Source organism: Acinetobacter sp. ANC_7511 (assembly GCF_056779975.1).
In genome coordinates this window covers 1-23,295 of sequence record NZ_JBWYIY010000005.1, presented here as the reverse complement: position 1 = coordinate 23,295, position 23,295 = coordinate 1, and the positions used below count along the sequence as shown (strand labels likewise).

Genomic DNA, 23,295 nt, shown 5'->3' with positions numbered 1-23,295 from the left:
CTGTGTGGAAATTAATCAGAATGAAAAAGTTGATGTTCCTCAATGGGTAACAACTTGGGCTGAATATATCCTAAATCAGTATCTTTCATCAGATGATTTAAATGAACAATCCATTAACACCATTGAACAAGTTCTGATGGCATCTACTGTCGGCGATAGTTGTATTGATTTGAAAGGGGAGGTTATCCAAGATCTGAGTAAGTTGCTCGTGAGCGCAGAGCTTGCAGAACAACAGGTCGCGCCTTTTGTTTATGATCAGAACTATTTGTATTTATATCGCTATTGGCAATTAGAGCAGCGTTTAGCTCAACAAGTTTATCGTTTAAAGCAGCAAACGATAGTGCCTGTAGATTGCACAAAATATGAAAAATTATTAATCGATCCATTTCAAAAGCAAGCCTTAGAAATAGTATCAAGGCAAGCGCTGAGTATGATTACAGGTGGTCCGGGTACAGGGAAAACGTATACTCTAGCGCGTATTATTGCCGTATTAAATGAGTCGAATCATCAGTTAAGAATCGCAATGGCTGCACCGACAGGGAAAGCTGCACAGCGAATGAAAGAAGCATTGCAAAACTCATTAAATGACGATGCAATGCTCAATATGGGTTTGGATATTGCCCACTTAAAGCAGCAAAATACGTTAACGATTCACCGTCTTCTGGGTTTAGGGCATAGCGCTCAACCTAAATACAGTCTGAAAAAGCCATTACCCTATGATGTGGTGGTGATTGATGAAGCCTCAATGCTCGATCTCAATCTCGCGACGATGCTTTTTGAAGCAATTCCAGACCAATGTCGTTTGATCTTGTTAGGGGATGCACAGCAGTTGGCCTCGGTTGATGTGGGGATGGTATTGGCGGATTTACAACAAGTAAAAGCGCTTAATGACCATCACGTCAATTTAGTGACCAGTCGAAGATTCAAAGCAGGTGCAAAAATCGGTGATTTGGCAAGGTTCATCCAGTCACATCAATGCTCACCACAAAGCTCGAAAGTTGAGCTATTGGCTAAATTTGAGAAGGAGATTTGTAGAGCATCTGAAATCCAACAGATTAATTTAGCTGAGCTTCAAGAGGATCTTGTTCAACTAGAGTATTTGAATAAAGAATATTCAGATCAAGATTTAAAAGCCTATTACCTTAAATTAAGCTCGGGGTTTACGGATTACTTTAAAGCACTCAACCTTTATGTCAGAAATGGATATCAGCAGCAGGATGTGGCTGAAATTATCCAAAAATTTGATGATTATAGGATCTTAGCTGCAGTGAGACATGGACATTTGGGATTGAATCGTTTGAATGATGAAATTGAAAGGGAGCTATTTCAGCACATGCGGATATCACGACACGACCTTTGGTATATTGGTCGCCCTGTCATGATGACATATAACGATTATCAACTCGGGCTTTCTAATGGTGATATTGGGATATGTCTCAGACATCGCCAGTTTGCTGATCAATATGAAGTATATTTTCCAAGTCTTGACCAATGGTTTCCAGCATCACGTTTACCAAAGTCAATGCAAACCTGTTATGCGCTGAGCATTCATAAGTCGCAAGGTTCTGAATTTAAACACACTGCAGTTGTATTAGATGAGTTTGCGTCACGTCTATTGAGCCAAGAATTATTGTATACCGCGATTACGAGGGCAAAAAAAGCAGTCAGTTTATTGGTGGATACTGATGCTTTATTTGAGGCAATAAACATTAAAACAATAAGAAAAACAGGTTTATTGAATAAATTAAACACTTTATTTATATCTAATATTTAACGATTGGTTGAAAATAGAAAACCTTTGTAGGAAATATCTTACAAGGATTCGAGAAATTGGCGCATAGAGCTTCGTACAATTTTTTGCGATGATTGCTTGCATAAAAGGTTCAACACGGAAAGTTGAGCAATATCGCATAATTACAATAATTTATAGTCGAGAGACTGCGAACTTACAATGATGTAAGTGATAAAAGAGGAAACTTACAGCCGCTAAGCCTTGTAGTTTTGGGAGAGACTACAGGGCTTTTTTATATACATATAAGATTAAATTGATTACATAATGTACGCAATTTCTTACATAAAGATCAGAAAACTGCGACTTGTGTTGCATAATGAATCTGGCAAAATAGTCATATAAGGAAATGAAACCTTAAGAACAAGGACCGTATTAATAATAAATGTGTGTGCAGCACTTACAATAAAAATATAAATAACAGAATCATAACTAAAATATAAGAATCTACAGCGCAAAAAAGGCCCTATGACTTGTCATAGGGCCTTTTTTAACCGTTTATCTCAATCTTAATTTTTAGGCATCTTTATACTTGTTTTGACTTAACGATTCTATTAAAGTGCGTAAAAAATATCACTTTACAAAAAAACCATGAAAAAATTCATAATTTTAATCATTTTGGTGAGTGTTGTTCTGTTTGGGTTGTATAAATGTTTTAAGCCTGCAGATCAAAACACTTCCTCAGTCGCTCAGATTGATTCTCTATCTGCTCCTGAGAGTGGACAGCAAACGCCAATATCGCCTAACGAAGATCAAGTCGAAGATTTAAATGAGTCTGAGAAGATGCCTGTTACTGATTCTCCAGATTTAGTAGATCCGAAGAGCGATTTTTCGATTAAGCCTATTGATCCAGAAACTGATCCAGCCAATCAAGTGTAATTTTTTACCCTGCGCACTAAAAACATAACAACGGAGAATAATTATGTTTAAAACTTTATCATTAAGCGCATGTCTGAGTGTTTTGATGGTCGGAACTGCGATGGCTCAGATGAGTCCTGTAGCAGCTAACGCTCAATTGAACAATCAGGCAAAACAAAAAGTGTCGAAAGGTGGTATTAATCTGTCGGCATTACTGAACAACAGTTCAAATGATTTAATCGTTGAATATCATGTTGACACTAATCATTTAGAAAATAATCGCACTCAACTTCGTGAACATCTTGCTCAAAAGAAGCAATCGATTCAATCGCGGTTTATACGTTTAGGTGGTATTCAATTACTACGTGATTATAATGCTTTACCATATAGCTTTCATCGCGTTCAAAAGCGTGACACGCTCGTAAGCTTATTGAATGACCCGAATGTAAAAGCAGTTTATCCAAATAATGTTTCTTATACGACAGCATCTCAAAGTCTACCATTAATTGGTCAAGTACCTGCGGCTGCGCAAGGCTATACTGGTGAGGGGACAACAATTGCTATCTTAGATACAGGTATTAATTACCGACATTCAGATTTTGGTAATTGTACAGCGCCAGGTGTACCATCATCGACTTGTAAAGTTTTAGAAACTGTCGAGGTTGCTCGAGAAGACTATCAGTTAGATGTTAATGGACATGGAACTAACGTTGCAGCAATTGCTTCTAAAGTTGCACCAGGTGCAAAAATTGTCATGCTTGATGTCTTCACTGGTAGTACCTCTAGAGATGGGGGGCCGGCATACGATTATGATCTAGTGGCTGCCTTGAATTGGGTGGCGAACCACTCCCAAAGCAAAAACATTAAATCTGTAAACTTAAGCATTGGTAATGGACGTAGTTATTCCTCAACTTGTACTAGTTCCGTACTTACAGATTCTTTTTCGAAGTTGAGAGGCTATGGGGTATTACCAGTTGTTGCATCTGGTAATGATAGCCATCTGAGTGGTATATCCTATCCAGCATGTACTGCGGGTGCGGTCAGTGTAGGAGCGGTTTATGATGCTAATGTAGGTTCAATTGGATTTAAAAATTGCTCTGACAGTGCAACTTATAGCGACAAAGTAACGTGTTTCAGTAACTCGAGTCGTAATTTAACTTTATTGGCACCTGGTTCACGTATTACCGCTGGCGGATATACAATGGATGGTACTTCAATGGCTGCACCTCACGTCGCTGGGGCTGTTGCTGTGTTACGTGCGAATAATGCTTTCCCGAATGAATCATTGGATCAAATTGTTGCACGTATGACGTCTACGGGAGCTTTGGTTACGGATCATCGTAACTCAATTCGCACACCTCGTTTGAATTTAATTGCTGCGTTAAATGGTGCTCCATCTACTCCAGCACCACAACCCCCTGTTGTTGAGCCACCTGTAGTGACGCCAACTCCTACGCCAACACCAACTCCAGCACCACAACGTAACTGTCGTACTTTCTTATTTGTGACAATCTGTAGTGGTTAATTAATAGCTAATAGATTAAAACTTTAAAAAAAGGCATCTAAATGATGCCTTTTTTACATTGATATTAAACACGTTCAGTTTCAGATTGATCAGTTCCAAATAACGCGCGTCTTTTTTCCTTAGGAATACTTGGGCATTGGTTGGATATTTGATATAGCACTTTTGCTAAAGCGGCTAAATGTGTGCCTAACACAGATTTCCCTGTATTTAAGAACGATACACTGATATCCCGTTGAGGATCTGCCCAACATAAAATATTCGAGAAACCTAGATGACCAAAAGCTTGTCCAGTATTTGGGCCAAATACACCGATTGGATTACTGCCTAACATCGGACCAAGTGCATAACGCATAGGTGCTAAAAGGTTACGGTCTATTGTTGTATTGGATGTAGGGAGTGTTGCTCTGAAAACCGTTTCTGAATTGATAATTTGCTGGTCTTGATAACGACCACCATTGAGTAACATTTCAAAAAAGCGATTGGCTTGTTCAGCACTGGTGTAAATATTTCCTGCTGGACAGACGGTATCCATAAAACGGGGATCATTGGTGACATCCACTGCCAGTTGCAGTCCTCCGCCTAATACACGATTGAGATATAGGTCAGTCCCCAAGACAGGGTGAATCCCAGTTGGATAATTTTTTGCAACTAAATGACGTAGTTCTGGTTTTAAACCATAGTTGAAGAAAGGTAAATTCATTGGTTTTTCAATATGTTCGTGCAAGTAATCACGAATATCTTGTCCTGTTACACGTTCAACCAATTCTCCTAAAATATATCCAGCAGTTACAGCATGATAAGAGAGTTGCGAGCCTACGGGTGCAATCGGTTTTGCTGCATAAAGATGCTCCAGGATCCCTTGACGATCAAATAAAAGCTCTGGAGTGACCTCAGTTTCAATTTTAGGAATACCGCCACGGTGTGATAACAAATGAAATATGGTGGCGCGTCGTTTACCGTTAACACCAAACTCTGGAATATAGCGACTCACTGGATCAAGTAAGTTAATTTTCCCTTGTTGATCTAACAAATGCACTAACATGGCATTAACGATTTTAGAGGCAGAAAACATACAGACCGGTGTTTCTGGTGTCGCAACTTTAGAAGGGTCTGTTTGATAGTTTGGACCAAGTTCTGTGTAACCAATACTGCGATTAATTAATATCTGACCCTTGCGACGTAAACACATACTGATCATTGGATGATTGCCAGTACGATAAAGTGCTTCAACACTGTGCCAAATTTTATCAATTTGCTGTTGCGTCATTCCCCCAAGTTCTGGCGCAACTTCGTCTTTATGACGAGTGATCGTAGTTAAGTCTTTTGGTGCTATGCACGTATTTGTAGAGAGTAATTTCACGTTCATTCCATGTTTCATTGTTTTTATAACAGGCAAGTTTGCCCTGCCAAAAAACAAAAGTCAGTATCTTTAACGACATGAATTGATGATTGTTTCTGCCAGAAGTTATTGAGCGGATAATTTTGCTTTTTGAGGGGGGTTCCTTTAAAATAGCACGCTGCTGTAGTGATGCACGGCAGTCAATTCCGCTTTGAAGAGCGTCATTGATTTGTATCAAATACTTTTAAATAAGCATCTCGGAGAAATCGAATGGCTTTAACAAACGCAGATCGCGCAGAGATCATTGCTAAATTTGCTCGCGCTGAAAACGACACTGGTTCACCAGAAGTTCAAGTAGCTCTTTTATCTGCTCAAATCAATGACTTACAAGGTCACTTCAAAGAGCACAAACACGACCACCATAGCCGTCGCGGTCTTATCCGTATGGTTAACCAACGTCGTAAGCTTCTTGACTACCTTAAAGGTAAAGATGCTACTCGTTACAGCGATTTGATTGCTGCTTTAGGTTTACGTCGTTAATTCGATTTAAACTTTATTTTCGGATTATTGCATGTTGAATGCTGTATTGCTGAAAACTAAAGGCGATCTAGTTTCGACTAGATCATGGGGAAGGGGCGAATAGTTTCGCTCCTTCTTTGTGTTTAAAAATAGTGTTTCTAGTGAGGTCGGCTTCTAAGCTTTGTCATTTAAAACCTGTGTTGTGAATGCCAAACCTTAGGGGTCTCCACTAGAATAAAATCAGGAAAAAATAGAACATGTCGATGTTTAATATTATTCGTAAAGAATTCCAATTCGGTCAGCACCAAGTTGTGCTTGAAACAGGCCGTGTGGCGCGTCAAGCAAATACAGTAGTGATTACCATGGGTGGTGTGACTGTATTGGTTGCTGTTGTTGCTCAACCAACTGCGAAAGCAGGTCAAGACTTTTTCCCACTGACTGTTAACTACCAAGAAAAACAATATGCTGCAGGTCGTATCCCAGGTGGTTATGGTAAGCGTGAAGGCCGTGCATCTGAAGCTGAAACTTTAATTTCACGTTTGATCGACCGCCCAATTCGTCCGTTGTTCCCAGAAGGTTATTACAACGAAATCCAAGTGACTGCAACAGTTGTATCATCTGACAAAACTATGGAAGCTGATATTGCTGCAATGTTAGGTACCTCTGCTGCACTCGCAATTGCAGGTACACCATTCCGTGGTCCAATTGGTGCTGCACGCGTTGGTTTAATTAACGGTGAATACGTTCTTAACCCAAGTCATGAACAACTTGCTCAATCTGACCTTGACCTTGTGGTTGCAGGTACAGAAGCTGCTGTTCTTATGGTTGAATCTGAAGCGAAAGAACTTTCAGAAGACCAAATGTTGGGTGCTGTATTGTTCGGTCACGACGAAATGCAAATTGCAATTCAAGCGATCAAAGAATTTGCTGCAGCTGCTGGCGCGAAGGAATCTGACTGGGTTGCTCCAGCGAAAAACGAAGACCTTCGTAGTCAATTGAAAGCAGCTTTTGAAGCGAAAATCTCTGAAGCGTATACGATTGCGGTTAAGCAAGACCGTTATGCAGCACTTGATGCACTTCATGCTGAAGCGATTGCTCAATTCGTTCCAGAAAATGACGAAACAGGTATTGCTGACGAAGTTAACGAATTATTTGAAGACCTTAAATATCGTACAGTTCGTGACAATATCTTGTCTGGTAAACCACGTATTGATGGTCGTGATACTAAAACTGTTCGTGCAATCGACGTACAAGTGGGCGTATTAGATCGCGCTCATGGTTCTGCATTGTTTACACGTGGTGAAACTCAAGCACTTGTAACAACAACTTTGGGTAACACGCGTGATGCATTAATGGTGGATACCCTTGCAGGTACGAAGACTGATAACTTCATGCTTCACTACAACTTCCCTGCATACTCTGTAGGTGAAACTGGTCGTGAATCTGGTCCTAAACGTCGTGAAATTGGTCATGGTCGTTTGGCACGTCGTGGTGTTCAAGCAGTTCTTCCACCAGCTGATCGCTTCCCGTACGTGATTCGTATCGTATCTGACATCACTGAATCGAATGGTTCGTCTTCAATGGCGTCTGTGTGTGGTGCTTCTTTATCACTTATGGATGCAGGTGTTCCACTTAAAGCGCCAGTTGCAGGTATTGCAATGGGTCTAGTGAAAGAAGGTGAACGTTTCGCAGTTCTTTCAGACATTCTAGGCGACGAAGATCACCTTGGCGACATGGACTTTAAAGTAGCAGGTTCTGCAAACGGTATTACTGCACTTCAAATGGACATCAAGATCGAAGGTATTACTGAAGAGATCATGGAAGTTGCATTGAATCAAGCGTATGCAGGTCGTATGCATATCTTGAATGAGATGAATCAAGTGATTTCACGTGCTCGTCCTGAAATCTCAATGCACGCACCAACATTCCAAGTGATCAGCATCAATCCTGATAAGATCCGTGACGTGATTGGTAAAGGCGGCGCAACTATTCGTCAAATCACTGAAGAAACCAAAGCAGCGATCGATATCGAAGATAACGGTACAGTACGTGTATTTGGTGAAACTAAAGCAGCGGCAATGGCTGCAGTAGCGAAAATCCAAGCGCTTACAGCAGAAATTGAACCAGGTACAATTTACACAGGTAAAGTCATTCGTATCGTTGAATTCGGTGCGTTCGTCAATATCCTTCCTGGTACTGATGGCTTGCTTCACATTTCACAAATCTCGAACGAGCGTATTGCGAATGTGACAGACGTTCTTACTGAAGGTCAAGAGGTTAAGGTACAAGTTGCGGATGTTGATAACCGTGGTCGTATCAAACTTACAATGAAAGACATTGAACAAGCTTAATCATTTAAGCTAATTCTAAGCCTTGTGTGGTGCTTCGTTTAAACGAGTGTTACACAAGGCTTTTTTTATGGCATGATCAAAATGTTCTCATTTAAAAATAACTAAAATGCAAAAGTTTAATTATTATTATCATCAAGGTGACGGGTATATTTATCTGAGTGAAGAATTATCGACTGATGTTGATGCAGAATTTATATGGTTGAGTTTTGAACGCCACGAATTGATTCAAAATACAGAGACGTGGCAACGATATATTTTTGAGAACACTGGAATTCTGTTGAACGAATTTCATCTTAAAGATATTCAAAACATTGAGCATCCTTGCGTATTTGATGCATTGGATGATTATGATTTATTGATATTTAAAAAATTAATCACCCCAGATGACCACATTCAAATTCAGAATGGTCATTCAGCTGCACAACAAACTGCGGACATTGTTACAACGCCGGTAAGTTTTGTCATGACATCAAATGTTTTAATCACAGTGCATGAACGAGGTAATCGTGTATTTGAAACATATCTTGAAAGAGTGCAGGCGATTCAAACACGACCTATAGAGCAACAAAATATTCCACGAAAATTAGCACAGAGCCCTGTAGATATTGTGCTTAGATTACTGAATATGATGGTGGATGGCTATTTAGGTTTACGTGTGGCACTAACCAAACGTGTGGAATTTTGGCAAAGAGAACTATTACAAGGAAATCAAAAATTTAATCGATGGAATCAACTGCTGCAAGAGATCACGGCTTTTCAACAAGTTGAAAATTTGTGTGAAGAACAGGTTGAATGCCTACAAGAATTAAGAGATGAAGTTGTCGAAAATTATCATCATATTAAAGCTAAACGTAAGGCAGAGAAGCAAAATTTAATGCTCGTCCGAATGGATGATTTAATTAGCCATATTGAAAGAATACAAAAGCACAGTGTTCGGTTAAACCATGCAGTACAAGCCGCTATCGATTTGCACTTTTCAGCAGTGGCCAATCAAACCAATGAAAATATGAGAATTTTAGCAATTATCACCGCTGTATTTGCACCACTGACTCTTCTTACAGGTATTTACGGAATGAATTTTGAATTTATTCCAGGATTAAACTCACCGCATGGCTTTTGGTATATGCTCACAGCCATGTGTGTGACAACACTTTTGTTAATTTGGTATTTTTATCGTAGACAAATGGTCGGGCGCGGTGAAAAAAGTGTGATGGAATTGTTGGCTCAACAAAACCAGCAGCAACAACTCGGTTTGTTTGCATTTTTGGAGTATGAACCGATTCAAAAAACATTGAAAGGTACGCTCCGAGAAATGGGACGTTGGACTCGATTAAAATAGTCAACGTCACATAAGGCACTTATGCTTTAAGTCAGAATGATAAGTGCCAGATTCACCGTTATTTTATAATATTAAATTGAAATTACTGGGTAAGGTTCATCTGCGCTTGTTTGAGCAAACGATACATTTCATCTTTTAATTTAAGTTTTTTTCGCTTTAGAAACTCAATATCATCATTAATTACATTAACTGGATTTAGTTCCAAATGCGTAATTTCATGATCTAGCGTTTCATGTTCCTCGAAAATTTTAGCGAAGTGAGGGTTTTCTTCTCTTAAAGGCTGAATAAGTTCACGGAACTCAGGGAAAAGGTTTTTCAGCTTTTTATTGCATTCTTTAACTTTCATTGATGGTTTAATCCTTTCATTCTAATCAATAAAAAATAAATGCATGTAACAGTACATGCATTTATGTGGGCTTGCTTTATTTGAAGTATTTCACTTGCTTGCGCAATTGTTGTACTTCATCTATCAGATCCATCATCATGGCGACGGCAGGGAGACTTGCTTCAAAATCCCGTTGCAAGCGATAAGCTCTCCGTGCTCGAGTAAGTTCTTCACCAAAAAATTGATGGATTTTTTGCTCAGAACGAGCTGGTAGAATTTCATATTCAAGTAATTGCAAAACCCATTCAGGACTTTGTCCGCATGCTTGGGCAAAATGCTTTAAATCAAAAATACATTGGTCATCAATGATTTCAGCCTCTAAATATCCATTTTTGTACACTTCTCGGTACTGAATCGTTGTCATGATTCACCTCCTTCATCACGAGGGTTGAAATGTGTAAATGCTTGAGCAAATTGCTCATATGCCTGTTTTTGCTGCGGGGATTCTGCTCTTGGATAAACAATATTCAGGATTATATAAAGGTGTCCCGGGGGGGAAGAGGGAATCCCTTTTTCTTTAATACGGAGTTGTTTGCCATAAATTGTATGTTGAGGAATGCTGACTTTGATCTTTCCAGAGGGGGTTTTTAGCTCGATGTCTTGGCCTAAAGCAGCTTCCCAAGGACTAATGTTAATGTGATAGTAAATGTCTGCCTGATCGACATATATGCTGTCAGTGGTTTGATAATGGATCTGTATATAAAGATCTCCATTTTCACCGCCCGATAAACCAGCTTGTCCTTGACCTTTGAGTCGAATTTGTTGACCGTTTTTCATCCCTTTCGGGATTCTAATTTCAAGGGTTTTTCGCTGAACTTCAGGTTGTCCATATGCATTAAAAGTGGGTATACGCAATTGGATGGATTGAGTGACACCTTCAAAAGCGACTTGTAAGGGCACTTCTATACTGGCATGTTGATCTTCACCACGAATCGGCTGGGATTTATATTGGTGTGAGCGCTGTGCATAACCTCCACCAAAACCTGTTCCAAAACGCCCAAACAAATCTTCAAAGCCAGAAAATTCATGATTTGTATGGTTTTCACTATCCGAGAAAGGAGACTGACTATTCAACTGATCGAGTTGTTGATCGTACTCTTGTTTTTTTAAAGGATCACTTAATGTGTCATAAGCCGTATTAATCGCCTGCATTTTTTTTTCGGCATCAGGTGCTTGACTGATATCGGGATGGTATTTCCGAGCCAGTTTTCGATATGATTTTTTTATTTCCTCAGGACTCGCATCGCGATCTAGTCCGAGTTCCTCATAATAATTATTTGCCATTAAGCAAAAATAACCGTTGATTAACTTTTAATCATTATGAGCAGACTTTCGAAGACTACAATATGTTCAGATGGTGAATAATTGTTTCAATTTCTTACAACAAAAAAAATCAGCAAGTAAAACTTGCTGATTTTCGAAGAGAACTGTTTAGGATTAACTGAGGTGCTCGCCGAATAGACCAAGAGCTTCTTCAGCAGTAAATCTGTATTGAGTGTTACAGAATTGACAGTCCATGGTAATAGGGTTCTGTTGTTCTAAAATTTCACGCACAGATTCAGCACCCACCTGAATTAATGCTGTAGAGCAACGCTCTTTAGAACATGTACAGCCAAATTGAAGTTGTTCAGCTTCAGGTAGTCTGACTTCTTCTTCATTATATAAGCGATACAAAATTTCTTGCGCATCCAGCTCAGTAAGTTCATCTGTTTTTAAAGTTTCAGTGAGCATGGTTAGACGAGGCCAGATATCTTCATCAACCTTTTGCTGCTCTTCATCATTGTTACGCGGTAATAATTGAATCAAAAGACCACCAGCGCGTTGAGCAGTACTAGCTAAAACGATCTTGGTTGGGATTTGGGCAGATAAATCATAATACTGCATGAGGCATTTAGCTAAATTCGGCTGATCTAAAGGCACGATACCCTGATAGCGTTCGCCAAATTCAGGTTCAATATTAATAAATAAAACTGGACTGACCAAAGTTTTCAGAACGATGCTGCTGTCTGATGCTTCTTCAAAACGTGGATCAGCTTCATATTCAGCTAATCCGCGTACTTCACCGAGGTGATTACATTCAGCCATAGCCCATTTTAAGGTGCCAGAAGCTTGAATTTGGAGGCTAATACGTCCCTTAATTTTAAGTGTGCTGGCCAACAATGCAGTCGCACTGAGCATTTCGCCCAATAAAATTTGAATCGCAGGTGCATAGGCGCGTTGCGCTAAAATTGTTTTAAGCGCATCTTCAAGATGTACGACTTCACCACGAACAGGGCTGTTATCAATAAAAAAACGTTGACGTAAATCAGACATAAAATTCTCCAAATCCCTGTCTAGATGGTGACGATATTGTAAATCACAAGTTAAAATTCTTCATCTCGACAAACATTAATTTGGTTTTGCGAGTGCTTAGCGCGTCGTTCTATAGAACTTACTTCAGAATCAATGGTTTCATCTAAACTTTCTGAAAGTGGTTGATGTTGTTGAGCATCATTTTCAAAAATTTGTTCGAGTTCCGCTAAGAAATTTCGATAGCTTTCAAAGACTTTTTGATCATCCGTATAGATGCGTTGTTGCTCAGCTAATAGACGCTCATCATAGTCTCTAAATATTTCAATACTATGTTGAGCATGTTCTTGACTTAAACCTAACGCGGTTAAGGTGCGAAATGCCATACCGAGTGAAGATAGAAAAGTTTCACGCCAAATATGCTCAATGCCTAAGTCTTTAAGTAAATGCATATGATGTCGATCACGGGCACGGACGATGAGTTTGAGCGTTGGATAATTCAAACGTAAATGGCGAGCAATATTCATCGACATTTCCACATCGTCTACAGCAAGTACAAATGCCTTAGCATGCTCGATGCCTGCAGATCTCAATAAATCAGGGGAGGAGGCGTCTCCATAATAAACTTTACCACCGTACTTTCTCACAAAATCAATTTTTTCTAAATTATTATCAATGGCTGTAAAGCTGACATGATTGAGATAAGCAACGCGCGCCACTATTTGTCCGACGCGTCCAAAACCTGCAATTATTAATGTTGAATGAGTGTCTGGTAATGGGACATCTTCAGCGCTATCAGTCTTTCGATCAAGATATGGAATGAGCCATCGTTGTGCAAGCCAGAAAATGACAGGGGTGAGTGCCATCGAAATTGCAATGATCAGAATCGTAGGGGATAACACTGCTTGAGTAATTAAACCTTCGGTATTCGCAACAGCTAAGATCACATAAGCAAATTCTCCTCCTTGAGCAAGACAAATGGCAATCAATACACTGGTTTTGCATTGAAATTTAAAATATCGCGCGATTGCAACCATGCTTAATATTTTTATGATGATCAGCACGAATGCCCCACCAAAAATGAATAGCGGCTGATCTACGAGGAGATCAATCGGTGTCATCATGCCTACGCTCATAAAGAATAAACCGAGTAATAACCCTTTGAAGGGTTGAATGCTCGATTCCAGTTCATGGCGAAACTCAGAATCCGCGAGTAATACACCTGTCAGAAAAGCACCGAGCGTGGTGCTTAATCCGAGCATATCCATAAACAGAACAACCGCTAAAACAATGAAGAGTCCAGCAGCCGTAATGAGTTCCGTTGCTCCACTCTGTACAATGAATCTAAAAAATGGTCGCATCACATAGCGACTAAATAAAAATAAGCCAGTAAACGTTGCAACAACAGCGGCAAAATAAGCAATACCATGATGTGTAGACTGATTTCCCGCGAGTAGGGGAATCAGGGCGAGTAAAGGAATAGCGGCAATATCTTGAAACAGTAAAATAGAGAAAGATTGCTGACCATGTGCGGTATTCAGCTGCTGCTTTTCTGCAAGTAATTGCATGACAAATGCTGTAGATGATAAAGCAAGGGCAAGACCAATTACGACACTAGCAGCAAGATGCTGTTGGAAGAACAGCCAAATGGTTGCGACAAGAATTATACCTGTGATCAAGACTTGAGCACTTCCAATCACAAATATAGAGTGACGCATATTCCACAAGCGCTGAGGGCGTAATTCTAGGCCTATTAAGAACATCAAAAAAATCACGCCGTACTCAGCTAATTTCATTAATGTTTCGGCATCATTGGTCACATTCAATGCACTTGGACCAAGTAATATTCCTGTAAACAAATAACCTAAGACTGTCGCAATACCAATTTTTTTTCCGAGCGGAACAAAAATTAATGCGGCAGCTAGAAAAATTGTGATTTGTAACAACAATGGCATTGGCCTTCCCTAAAGTGGAATGTTGGACTGATGAAATTGTAATCGTGTCTGCTTTAGCTGTGTAAATTTAATTCAGGTCTTCGACTTTGATAATTTAACTCTATTCATGATTAGCTTAGCTCTTGAGGATCTATATCAATACTGAGCTTCATCGTTGAAGGTTTTTGTTGAAGCACAAATGGCCACCATTCTCGTATATAGAAATGCATTTTTGCACGATCTGATGACAATAAAACCACATGTGCCTGATAACGCCCAGCCTTTCGCTCCATTGGCGCAGGAATTGGACCCCAAATCTCAATCAGCTCACCAGTATGTTGTTGGAGCGATTGTGTCATATTGGTTAAAAAATTGAGATTTTCTTCCTGACTACGCGATTCACAACGTATTAATGCTGCATAGCGCATTGGAGGGAGTAAAGCAGCTTGACGATCATGAAGTGTTTCACGAGCAAAAGCACGATAGTCTTTATCAATGAGCGTGTTGAGTAGAGGGTGATCAGGTCGTAAAGTTTGTAGATAAACCTCACCTTTTTTTTCACCTCGTCCTGCACGACCTGCAACTTGAACAATCAATTGGGCTGTTCGTTCCGTTGCTCTGAAATCAACACTGAGTAGGCCACTATCAATATCTAAGATTGCAACTAAGGTTACATACGGAAAGTGATGACCTTTGGCTAACATTTGCGTACCAAGTAAAATCATCGGTTTACTTTGATGAATTTGCTCGTAAATTTTTTGCCAACTCCCGACACGGCTCGTGGAATCACGATCTACTCTGACCACAGGAAAGTCTGGAAATAAAAGTTGTAAATTCTCTTCAACTTTTGCCGTGCCCATTCCAATAGGCTTCAAGGTGTGTTGCTGACAAGAGGGGCATTGATCAGGCAGTCGATTAATTGTCCCACAGTGATGGCAATGCAGGTGCTCATATGGTTTTTTATGAAGCGTAAAATGTGCATCACAATGGGGACAATTGGCTTGCCATCCACAGCTTTCGCAGATCAGGACAGGTGCATAACCACGTCTGTTTAAAAAGATCAGTACCTGTTCTTCTTGATTGAGTCTTTTTTGAATTTCTTTAATGAGTTGTTCGCTTATACCATGCTGTTTTTGAGCAATCTTTAGATCAATTAAATGAATTTTAGGTAAGCTTGCACCTGCGGCACGTTCATCGAGTTTCAGAATCGTTAATTTTTTTTGCTCCACCAAATGATATGAGTCAATACTTGGTGTTGCTGAGCCAAGGACAATGGGGCATTGCTCTAAATAAGCGCGATAGAGAGCAACATCACGTGCATGGTAGCGAAAACCTTCTTGTTGTTTGAATGACAGGTCATGCTCCTCATCTAAGATAATGAGCCCTAAATTTGGCATGGGGGTGTAAATCGCAGAGCGTGTACCAAGAATAATGGAGGCCTTCCCTGTTTGAGCATATTGCCAAGCTTGGAGGCGCTTTGTGTCATTCAGTCCGGAATGCAACAAGACAATATTGCAGTGAAAGCGAGATTGAAATCGACTGATAGTTTGAGGGGTTAAGCCAATTTCTGGTACCAGTACCAATACTTGCTGACCTTTTTGTAAAACCTCTTGCATGACTTGCAAATAAACTTCAGTTTTTCCGCTTCCAGTTAAACCATCGAGTAAAAATGCTTGATAGCGATTTTGTGCTTTTAAAATGGATTGAATTGCTTTTTTTTGATCATCATTTGCAGTCAATGGCATTTGAGCCAGCTGTACAGGTTCAGGACTAAAGTCCTGCTGAATCAATTTGCATTCGACGATTTCTTTCTTTTCAAGCGCTTTTAATGTTGCTGTTTCCACACCACTCAAATTCAGTATCGTCTCGGCAGTCCCTTGAGGGTGTAGCTTTAAAATTTTATAAGCCTCTTGTTGTTTTAAAGATCGAGCCACTTTCTTTTCAGCGTCTAAATTTAAAACTTTCCAAGAGTGAGCTAATAAATTATAGGGTTTGCCCTGCCTTAAAAATGTCGGCAAAGTGGTATGCATGACTTCCCCAATGGGGAATTGATAATATTGAGCAGACCACTGCGCGAGCTGAATGATCGTAGCATTGAGTATGGGCTGTAGATCCAAGATTTCAGTGATGGATTTCAGTTTGATTTTCGGATCTAATGGCGTTTCCGGTGCGATCTTTTCAAGTACGATTCCGACTAAGTTTTGACGACCAAACGAAACAAGAACACGGCAACCTATGTGTATAGTTTGGTATTGTTCTGCAGAAACTTCATAATCAAAACAATCATATAGATAAACTGGCACCGCGATGCGCACTCGATAAACAATTTGGCTTAATTCTGAAATATTTGTCATATATAGTCGTCAATCAATATGGTGAAAACTTATCGTGGATAACCAATGCTTGTGATAGAGTGTTCAAGTTGTTGCAAGTGATCAATATGAATGAAGAGAACGGTCTAAGGCAACTCTTAAGACATCATAATTAGGAAAATTAGAGCATTATCATGCCCGCATATCAATATACTGCCATCGATGCTTCAGGAAAGCAGCAAAAGGGTGTGCTAGAAGGTGATTCAGCCCGACAGATTCGACAACAGCTTCGGGATAAACAATGGATTCCAGTACAAGTTGATGCTGTAGAACAAAAAGACAAGCATCGAACTGGTGGTTTTTTTCAAAAAAAATTTACAGCTTATGACTTAGCTTTGATGACTCGCCAATTATCCGTATTAGTTGCAGCGGGGATCCCACTTGAGGAAGCATTAAGAGCAGTTGCCAAACAAAGCGAAAAAGCTCACGTGCAAAATTTGATGTTATCTGTAAGATCAAAGGTTTTAGAAGGTCATTCCTTGGCTCAAGGGATGCAACAATCTGGCAGATTCCCTGAACTTTATATTGCAACGATTGCTGCTGGTGAGCGATCAGGACACTTAGATCTTATTCTCGATCAATTGGCTGATTACACTGAAAATCGCTTTGCGATGCAAAAGAAGATTCAAGGTGCAATGATTTATCCTATTATTTTGATGTTGATGTCTTTCGGTATCGTAATGGGACTCATGACCTATGTAGTACCAGACATCGTTAAAACTTTTGACCAAAGTAAAGATGCGCTACCTTGGATTACGGTTGCTTTAATGAAAGCCAGTGATTTTATACGTCAAGCTTGGCCATTTGTATTGGTTGCATCGGCGTTGGGATTCTTTCTATTGGTGCGTTTTTTAAGGACTGCCGCAGGGCATTATGCTTTTGATCGTCTCACGTTGAAGTTGCCATTATTTGGAAAACTATCACGAGGTATTAATGCCGCCCGCTTTTCAAGTACCTTATCTATCTTAACGCAATCTGGTGTTCCTTTGGTCGACGCGTTGAAAATTGGTGCAGCAGTAAGTAGCAATTGGGTTATTCGAGATGCAGTCAATGTCGCGGCTGAAAAGGTCACAGAGGGTGGAAATTTGGCTACGCAACTTGAACGCTGTGGTTATTTTCCACCGATGATGGTGCAAATGATCAAAAGTGGTGAAGCCTCGGGTGAGTTGGATCGAATGTTAGAAAGAGCTTCGACGATGCAAGATCGAGAAGTTACCACATTAATTTCGACATTATTGGCGTTGTTGGAGCCACTAATGTTGGTGTTAATGGCTGCGATTGTATTGGTGATCGTGATTGCTGTCATGTTGCCAATCGTCAACATGAACAATATGATTTAAACAGATTCAATAAATTCTAATAATGAATGAAATAGCGAGTGAAAATATGCGAAACAAGATGAAAATGCGAAAACAATCTGGTTTTACCCTGATCGAAGTGATGGTAGTGATTGTGATTTTAGGTGTGCTTGCAGCACTGATTGTGCCTAATGTCATGGGGCGTGGTGAGAAAGCGAAGGTTGATACCACAATCATTACGCTGAAAGGTGTTGCAGGTGCATTAGATCAATACAAATTAGACAACAACCAATATCCATCCATGCAAGATGGTGGCTTGGATGCCTTGGTCAATCAACCAGCTTCAGCAAAAAATTGGTTACCTGGTGGTTATGTGAAGGGTGGTTATCCTAAAGATAGCTGGGATAATGATTTGCAATATGTGATTCCCGGTTCGGAAGGTCGTGCATATGATCTTTATTCATTCGGCGCAGATGGAAAGCAGGGTGGTGAAGGAAATGATGCTGATATCTTTTACACACCATAAATGAAAATCATTATTAAAAACCATTTATGGTATTAATCACTTCACTTAATCGAATTAATAAATATTGAGTGAAGTGATAATCTTTATTATTTATGGATATTGACTTAAGGTATTGATAATTAAATTATTTGTAAATAATTGGTTTTTGAGATTTATAATAAGAATTATTCCCATATTTAATGGTTACAAGAAACAGAAAATATGAAGAAAATTAGGCTTTTTATTTTAATTATTCCCTGCATAATGGAGCCAACAGCTTAGCTTGATAATAAGGGGGAATGATGAAAGCATTAATATTGTCAGATGAAATCAATTTATTTCATTGGACTGTGCTCAAGTCTGCACTGCTTATTTTGAGCTTATTGCCTATCAGTCATCTATTTATTGATCTTTGGTCAAATGCAGACGCAAGCAGTCAAATCATGATCGGATTTATGGCGATTAGTGTATTTAGTGCGATTACGATTTTAAGTTTTTATAGTGCACTTAAGGCATCTGTTTTGACGCTGTCTGATGTATCTTCAACATTTGAAGCGCTGCTCATTAAAATTTATCGATCTATTCCGATGTTGAGTTTGATGGCAATGCTGTCTTACCTCACAACACAAATTTAAAAAAACCGAGCATATTTGCTCGGTTTTTTGATATAGAACATATATTTGATTTGAAACCAAGTGTTATCGACGAGATTTAAAACTGACATCGACAACACGTGGTCTAAAGAACCAACCCATCACCAATAAAATCAATGACAATCCCAATATTGGCCAATCACTGAATCTCGTATACCAAGTTTGCCCTTCCATTGCAGGTAGATCACCACGAAGAACCGCTTGTTGATCAATTGGGGCTTGGCTGACGATTTCCCCTTTGTGGTTGATAAAAGCAGTTACACCTGTATTGGTTGCACGAATAAACCAGCGTCCATTTTCTTTTGCCCGCATTTGTACCATTTGTAAATGTTGCCACGGACCAGCCGTACCCGTAAACCACGCATCATTTGAAACGGTGACGAGGAAATCACTATTTAGTGCATTGCGTCGGGTTAGGTTCGGATAGGCAACCTCATAACAAATCGCAGCAGCTAATTTGTGGTTGTGAATTGAAAAAGGAGCTTGATCCTGCGGACCACGTGAAAAACCGCTCATTGAAGGATCATTTTGAAGCGCAGGTAACACCCAACTTAACAGGCCAGACAGCGGAATATATTCACCAAAAGGAACGAGACGCTGTTTTTTATATAAGCCTGTAGCTTCATCACCAGATGCCATCATGGAGTTGTAATAACGCGGATAACCCAATGCCTTAGATTCATTTAAATCCCAATATGGAATGCCTGTTACCCAAGCTGTGTTGGTACTTTTGGCTTGCTGATCCATTGCATCTAAAAATAGTTCAATATCTGATTGAAACATTGGGATAGATGATTCAGGCCAAACCACCAAGTCACGTCCCCATTCTGATCGCGTTAATTGTGCATAGATTTCAAGTGTCTTTACTTGATACTCAGTTAACCACTTTAAATCTTGAGGAATATTACCTTGGATTAAAGAAACGCTCAGCGGTGCTGATTTTTTTTCTTCTACAAAAGTTAAATAGGATGCGCCCCATGCACCTAGCAATACAATTGAAACTGGAATAGCCCAAAAGTAGCGTTTTCGTAGGAGTTCAACAAGTGCAGATGCAATGAGAATGACCACGAAAGAAACTGCAAATACACCAAATAAAGGTGCATAGCTATCTAAGAAACGCTCGGTAAAAGCATAACCTGCAAATAACCAAGGGAAACCAGTAAATACCCAAGTTTTTGCCCATTCAAAGAATACCCATAAAGGGGCAAAAGTAAGTGGTGTTTCTGGAAAGAATCGACGATATATCCAAGTTTGTATTGCAGTAAATAGCCCCATCACCAAGGCCATAATCGCAATCATGATGACACTTAAAAACGCAGATGTATCACCATACACATGGATAGAAGTGTATAACCAGAATGCACCAACAAACCATAAACCAAAACCGTAAGTCCAACCGATGAGGAATGCTTGTTTAGGATTTCGCTTACTGAGTGTGGCATATAGCAATGCTGGCGATAATATTGCCAGCCACCACCAATAAAAAGGTGCAAGTGCGAGACTAAAAGTCGCACCTGCTGTTAAAGCAATAAGGAGTGGATAAATGAAAGGTAATGATTTTTGTTTTTCTGAAGGACTCAATAATTTTTGAAAATAGGCTCTCATTTACGCACAGCTCGAATCAGATGAATAGTACGGACATCTGCTTCCACAATGGTAAATTCCCAATCTCCCAATTCAATCACTTGGCCTTGAAGATCGCTGACTAAACCAATTTCTTGCAGTAATAGTCCACCCACAGTTTCCACTTCATCATCAGAAAATTCAGCATTTAAAACATTGTTAAAATGTTCAATTGGTGTAAGTGCTTGAACTAACCACGTGTTACTGCTGTTGCTGGTTTGATCTGGAACAATGAAATTGGCTTCTTCATCGACATTGTCATGTTCATCTTCAATTTCACCCACAATTTCTTCAAGAATATCCTCAAGTGTCACTAAACCCGAAGTAGAACCGTACTCATCAATCACAATCGCAATATGTGTTTGAGTGTTTTTTAGCATTCGGAGCACTTGATCAGAACGCGCGCTTTCAGGCACAAAAATCGGTTGGCGCATCAGCGAATGTACATTTACTTTCGAATCACGATCTTTTAAGAAAGGTAAGAGGTCCTTTGCCAAAAGGATACCAATGACGTTATCAGGTTGATCTGTTGAAAATACAGGGAAACGTGAGTGCGCTGACTCGATGAGAACATCAAGAATATCCAATAACTCATCATCTTCTTGTAAGCTGACCATTGAAGTTCGTGGCGTCATGACTTCACGAATTTTAGTCGCTGGAAGGTCAAAGATTCCCTCGAGCATCGCTACTGTATCTGGTTCGAGTAGTCGACGTGAATCTTGTACAATTTTTAACAGTTCATCTCGGGTTTCTGGGGCTGTGCCTAACCATTTGCGTAAGCCACGCATACCCCACGATGTACCTGATTCCTCTTGCATGATCTTTCCTAAAGACTCTTCAATTGAAAAAATAAGTTTTAATCATACCGAAGAAAATACGCTTGTCTATTGGTAAAATTTTGATTCCTAATGATCTATTTGATCATAGACCACTGTATTTGGAGTCTTTTTCTGAATTTGGGAGTGAAAAGATTGAATTATGATAAAATAATCGCCCAATCTTTTTAGGGCGATATTGAATGTCTGATTCTCAAGTTCAACCTCAAATCCAGTTGAATACACGTGGTTTACGTTGTCCAGAACCGGTGATGATGTTACATCAAGCCATTCGTAAATCTAAGTCTGGTGATGTGGTGGAAGTATTTGCAACAGATAATTCAACTTCTTGGGATATTCCTAAATTCTGTATGCATCTTGGTCATGAATTGCTGTTGCAAGAAGAACGTTTAGATGACAATGGGAACAAAGAATTTCATTATTTGGTAAAAAAAGGTTAGCCCGTCGTGAATTAACGGTTGAAACAATTCATATCGTTTAAAATTGATTTTTTCGTGTACAATTTGGGTTAAGAATATCTAAATAATAATGATTAACTCATTTTGACATGAAGAATTTCATCAATAATATTCAGCGTACGATTGAACAGCTCGGTCTAACCGCCCAAAACAGAGCCCTCCACATCCAATTCAGTCATTCACAGCTGAATAGCCAAGTCTTCCTCCAACGCATCGATGGCAGCCATGCCCTTAACGAAGGCGTGCAAGCAGAACTCATCTGTCTCTCGACCAATGCCTTAATTCCACTCAAACAATTCATCGGCACACAAGTGGCCGTCGATCAAGTCACCGATCAAGGCACCCTGTTTAGAACCACTGGCATCATCACCGAAGCCTCACAAGGACAAAGCGATGGGGCACTGACCCTCTACAAACTCACGCTTAACGATGCAACTTCACTTTGGCACAAACGCCGCAACAGCCGCGTATTTATGAACAAATCCGTGGTCGAAGTGATGGAAATCCTCTTTGAAGAATGGCAAAACAAAAGCCCACTTTTTGCCTCTAGCCTCAGCCTAGACCACAGTGGATTACAACAACAATACGATATCCGACCCTTCATCATGCAAAGCAACGAAAGCGACTACGACTTTCTGACTCGCTTACTACGCAGTGAAGGCATTAACTGGCTCATTGATGAAGCGCAACCGATTGTACCGAGCAACAACAGCCCGATCGAAGCACAAAAGCTCCGCCTGATTGACGACAACAGCCAATACCAAGCCCTCAACCGACGCAACATCCGCTACCATCGTAGTGATGCGACAGAACAATTTGATAGCATCACCAGCTTTATCGGACAACGTAGCCTACAACCCACCGCAGTCCACCTACAACGCTGGCAAGCCACAGCCCTCGAACAAGAAGAAGGCGCAGGGTCAGTCCAAAGCAAACACCAACACAGTGACCACCAAGACAATGCCAGCCTAGGCCTCGAACAAGCATGGCACATCAGCCCTGCATGGATCCAAGACCTCAAAGGTGAAGACCAAGCCACCGCCTCAGGCAACAGCCAAGTCGAAAAACTCAACCAACACCTTAGCGACTACTACGCTGGACAAAGCAAACAATTCATCGCCAAAGCCAGCGTCAGAGACAGCCAAGTCGGCTACTGGTTCAAACTCGATGGACACCCAGAAATTGCACAACACAGCGGAGCTGATCAAGAATTCCTCATTGT

At 40.1% G+C, this 23,295-nt stretch carries 20 protein-coding genes; 11 read left to right on the top strand and 9 right to left on the bottom strand.

Annotation, left to right across the window (positions count from 1 at the left end; all coding sequences use genetic code 11):
• Positions 1-4 precede the first annotated feature (4 nt).
• From recD to AC1M9L_RS04435, 3 genes are all read left to right on the top strand, one after another.
• The gene (gene recD / locus AC1M9L_RS04445) at positions 5-1,774 is read left to right on the top strand and encodes an exodeoxyribonuclease V subunit alpha (RefSeq protein ID WP_481591456.1); all 1,770 of its coding nucleotides are present in this window, start codon (positions 5-7) and stop codon (positions 1,772-1,774) included.
• Between the two features lie 606 nt (positions 1,775-2,380).
• Complete coding sequence (locus AC1M9L_RS04440) at positions 2,381-2,668, top strand: hypothetical protein (protein WP_035264045.1); 288 nt, start codon at positions 2,381-2,383, stop codon at positions 2,666-2,668.
• Between the two features lie 43 nt (positions 2,669-2,711).
• Complete coding sequence (locus tag AC1M9L_RS04435) at positions 2,712-4,172, top strand: S8 family peptidase (protein WP_481591455.1); 1,461 nt, start codon at positions 2,712-2,714, stop codon at positions 4,170-4,172.
• Between the two features lie 64 nt (positions 4,173-4,236).
• On the opposite strand, the gene AC1M9L_RS04430 is transcribed toward AC1M9L_RS04435, so the two are convergent.
• Positions 4,237-5,532 (bottom strand): serine hydrolase domain-containing protein, encoded by a 1,296-nt coding sequence (locus tag AC1M9L_RS04430; protein ID WP_092767411.1) that lies wholly within the window; start codon positions 5,530-5,532, stop codon positions 4,237-4,239.
• Between the two features lie 249 nt (positions 5,533-5,781).
• Between AC1M9L_RS04430 and rpsO the strand changes: the two genes are divergently transcribed.
• The 3 genes from rpsO to AC1M9L_RS04415 all read left to right on the top strand — a co-directional run bounded on the left by rpsO (position 5,782) and on the right by AC1M9L_RS04415 (position 9,720).
• Positions 5,782-6,051 carry a 30S ribosomal protein S15 gene (gene rpsO / locus AC1M9L_RS04425; protein WP_035264047.1) on the top strand — a complete coding sequence of 90 codons (270 nt, stop codon included), beginning with the start codon at positions 5,782-5,784 and terminating at the stop codon, positions 6,049-6,051.
• Between the two features lie 242 nt (positions 6,052-6,293).
• On the top strand, positions 6,294-8,381 hold the full coding sequence (gene pnp / locus AC1M9L_RS04420; protein WP_481589200.1) for a polyribonucleotide nucleotidyltransferase: 2,088 nt from the start codon (positions 6,294-6,296) through the stop codon (positions 8,379-8,381).
• Positions 8,382-8,487: 106 nt separating this feature from the next.
• Entirely contained in the window at positions 8,488-9,720 is a 1,233-nt protein-coding gene (locus AC1M9L_RS04415; protein ID WP_481591454.1) for a magnesium transporter CorA family protein, read from the top strand.
• Positions 9,721-9,802: 82 nt separating this feature from the next.
• On the opposite strand, the gene AC1M9L_RS04410 is transcribed toward AC1M9L_RS04415, so the two are convergent.
• The 6 genes from AC1M9L_RS04410 to AC1M9L_RS04385 all read right to left on the bottom strand — a co-directional run bounded on the left by AC1M9L_RS04410 (position 9,803) and on the right by AC1M9L_RS04385 (position 16,682).
• Entirely contained in the window at positions 9,803-10,066 is a 264-nt protein-coding gene (locus AC1M9L_RS04410) for an HP1242/YdcH family protein (RefSeq protein ID WP_481586754.1), read from the bottom strand.
• A gap of 76 nt (positions 10,067-10,142) precedes the next feature.
• The gene (locus AC1M9L_RS04405; RefSeq protein WP_035264056.1) at positions 10,143-10,469 is read right to left on the bottom strand and encodes a chaperone modulator CbpM; all 327 of its coding nucleotides are present in this window, start codon (positions 10,467-10,469) and stop codon (positions 10,143-10,145) included.
• The gene (locus AC1M9L_RS04400; RefSeq protein WP_481591453.1) at positions 10,466-11,389 is read right to left on the bottom strand and encodes a DnaJ C-terminal domain-containing protein; all 924 of its coding nucleotides are present in this window, start codon (positions 11,387-11,389) and stop codon (positions 10,466-10,468) included. Before AC1M9L_RS04400 ends, AC1M9L_RS04405 begins: the two co-directional genes overlap by 4 nt.
• Positions 11,390-11,542: 153 nt before the next feature.
• Entirely contained in the window at positions 11,543-12,418 is an 876-nt protein-coding gene (gene hslO / locus AC1M9L_RS04395; RefSeq protein WP_092767221.1) for an Hsp33 family molecular chaperone HslO, read from the bottom strand.
• Positions 12,419-12,468: 50 nt separating this feature from the next.
• Positions 12,469-14,349, bottom strand: coding sequence for a monovalent cation:proton antiporter-2 (CPA2) family protein (locus AC1M9L_RS04390; RefSeq protein ID WP_481591452.1), 1,881 nt, complete (start codon positions 14,347-14,349; stop codon positions 12,469-12,471).
• A 110-nt stretch (positions 14,350-14,459) separates the two neighbouring features.
• Positions 14,460-16,682: a primosomal protein N' gene (locus AC1M9L_RS04385; protein WP_481591451.1), complete on the bottom strand. Its 2,223-nt coding sequence runs from the start codon at positions 16,680-16,682 to the stop codon at positions 14,460-14,462.
• A 152-nt stretch (positions 16,683-16,834) separates the two neighbouring features.
• Here AC1M9L_RS04385 and gspF point away from each other — a divergent pair, with 152 nt between their 5' ends.
• From gspF to AC1M9L_RS04370, 3 genes are all read left to right on the top strand, one after another.
• Positions 16,835-18,040, top strand: a complete 1,206-nt coding sequence (gspF, locus tag AC1M9L_RS04380) for a type II secretion system inner membrane protein GspF (protein WP_035264068.1) — start codon at positions 16,835-16,837, stop codon at positions 18,038-18,040.
• Between the two features lie 46 nt (positions 18,041-18,086).
• Positions 18,087-18,524, top strand: a complete 438-nt coding sequence (gene gspG, locus AC1M9L_RS04375; RefSeq protein ID WP_092767409.1) for a type II secretion system major pseudopilin GspG — start codon at positions 18,087-18,089, stop codon at positions 18,522-18,524.
• A gap of 281 nt (positions 18,525-18,805) precedes the next feature.
• On the top strand, positions 18,806-19,138 hold the full coding sequence (locus AC1M9L_RS04370) for a hypothetical protein (RefSeq protein ID WP_481591450.1): 333 nt from the start codon (positions 18,806-18,808) through the stop codon (positions 19,136-19,138).
• Positions 19,139-19,201: 63 nt separating this feature from the next.
• On the opposite strand, the gene lnt is transcribed toward AC1M9L_RS04370, so the two are convergent.
• Positions 19,202-20,761 (bottom strand): apolipoprotein N-acyltransferase, encoded by a 1,560-nt coding sequence (lnt, locus tag AC1M9L_RS04365; protein WP_481591449.1) that lies wholly within the window; start codon positions 20,759-20,761, stop codon positions 19,202-19,204.
• Entirely contained in the window at positions 20,758-21,597 is an 840-nt protein-coding gene (locus AC1M9L_RS04360; RefSeq protein WP_092767211.1) for an HlyC/CorC family transporter, read from the bottom strand. Before AC1M9L_RS04360 ends, lnt begins: the two co-directional genes overlap by 4 nt.
• A gap of 200 nt (positions 21,598-21,797) precedes the next feature.
• On the opposite strand from AC1M9L_RS04360, the gene tusA reads away from it, so the two are divergent.
• Both tusA and AC1M9L_RS04350 read left to right on the top strand, forming a co-directional pair.
• Positions 21,798-22,055: a sulfurtransferase TusA gene (gene tusA / locus AC1M9L_RS04355; protein ID WP_035264077.1), complete on the top strand. Its 258-nt coding sequence runs from the start codon at positions 21,798-21,800 to the stop codon at positions 22,053-22,055.
• A 107-nt stretch (positions 22,056-22,162) separates the two neighbouring features.
• Positions 22,163-23,295 (top strand): phage late control D family protein (locus tag AC1M9L_RS04350; RefSeq protein ID WP_481591448.1); only part of this gene is annotated, 1,133 nt, incomplete at its 3' end.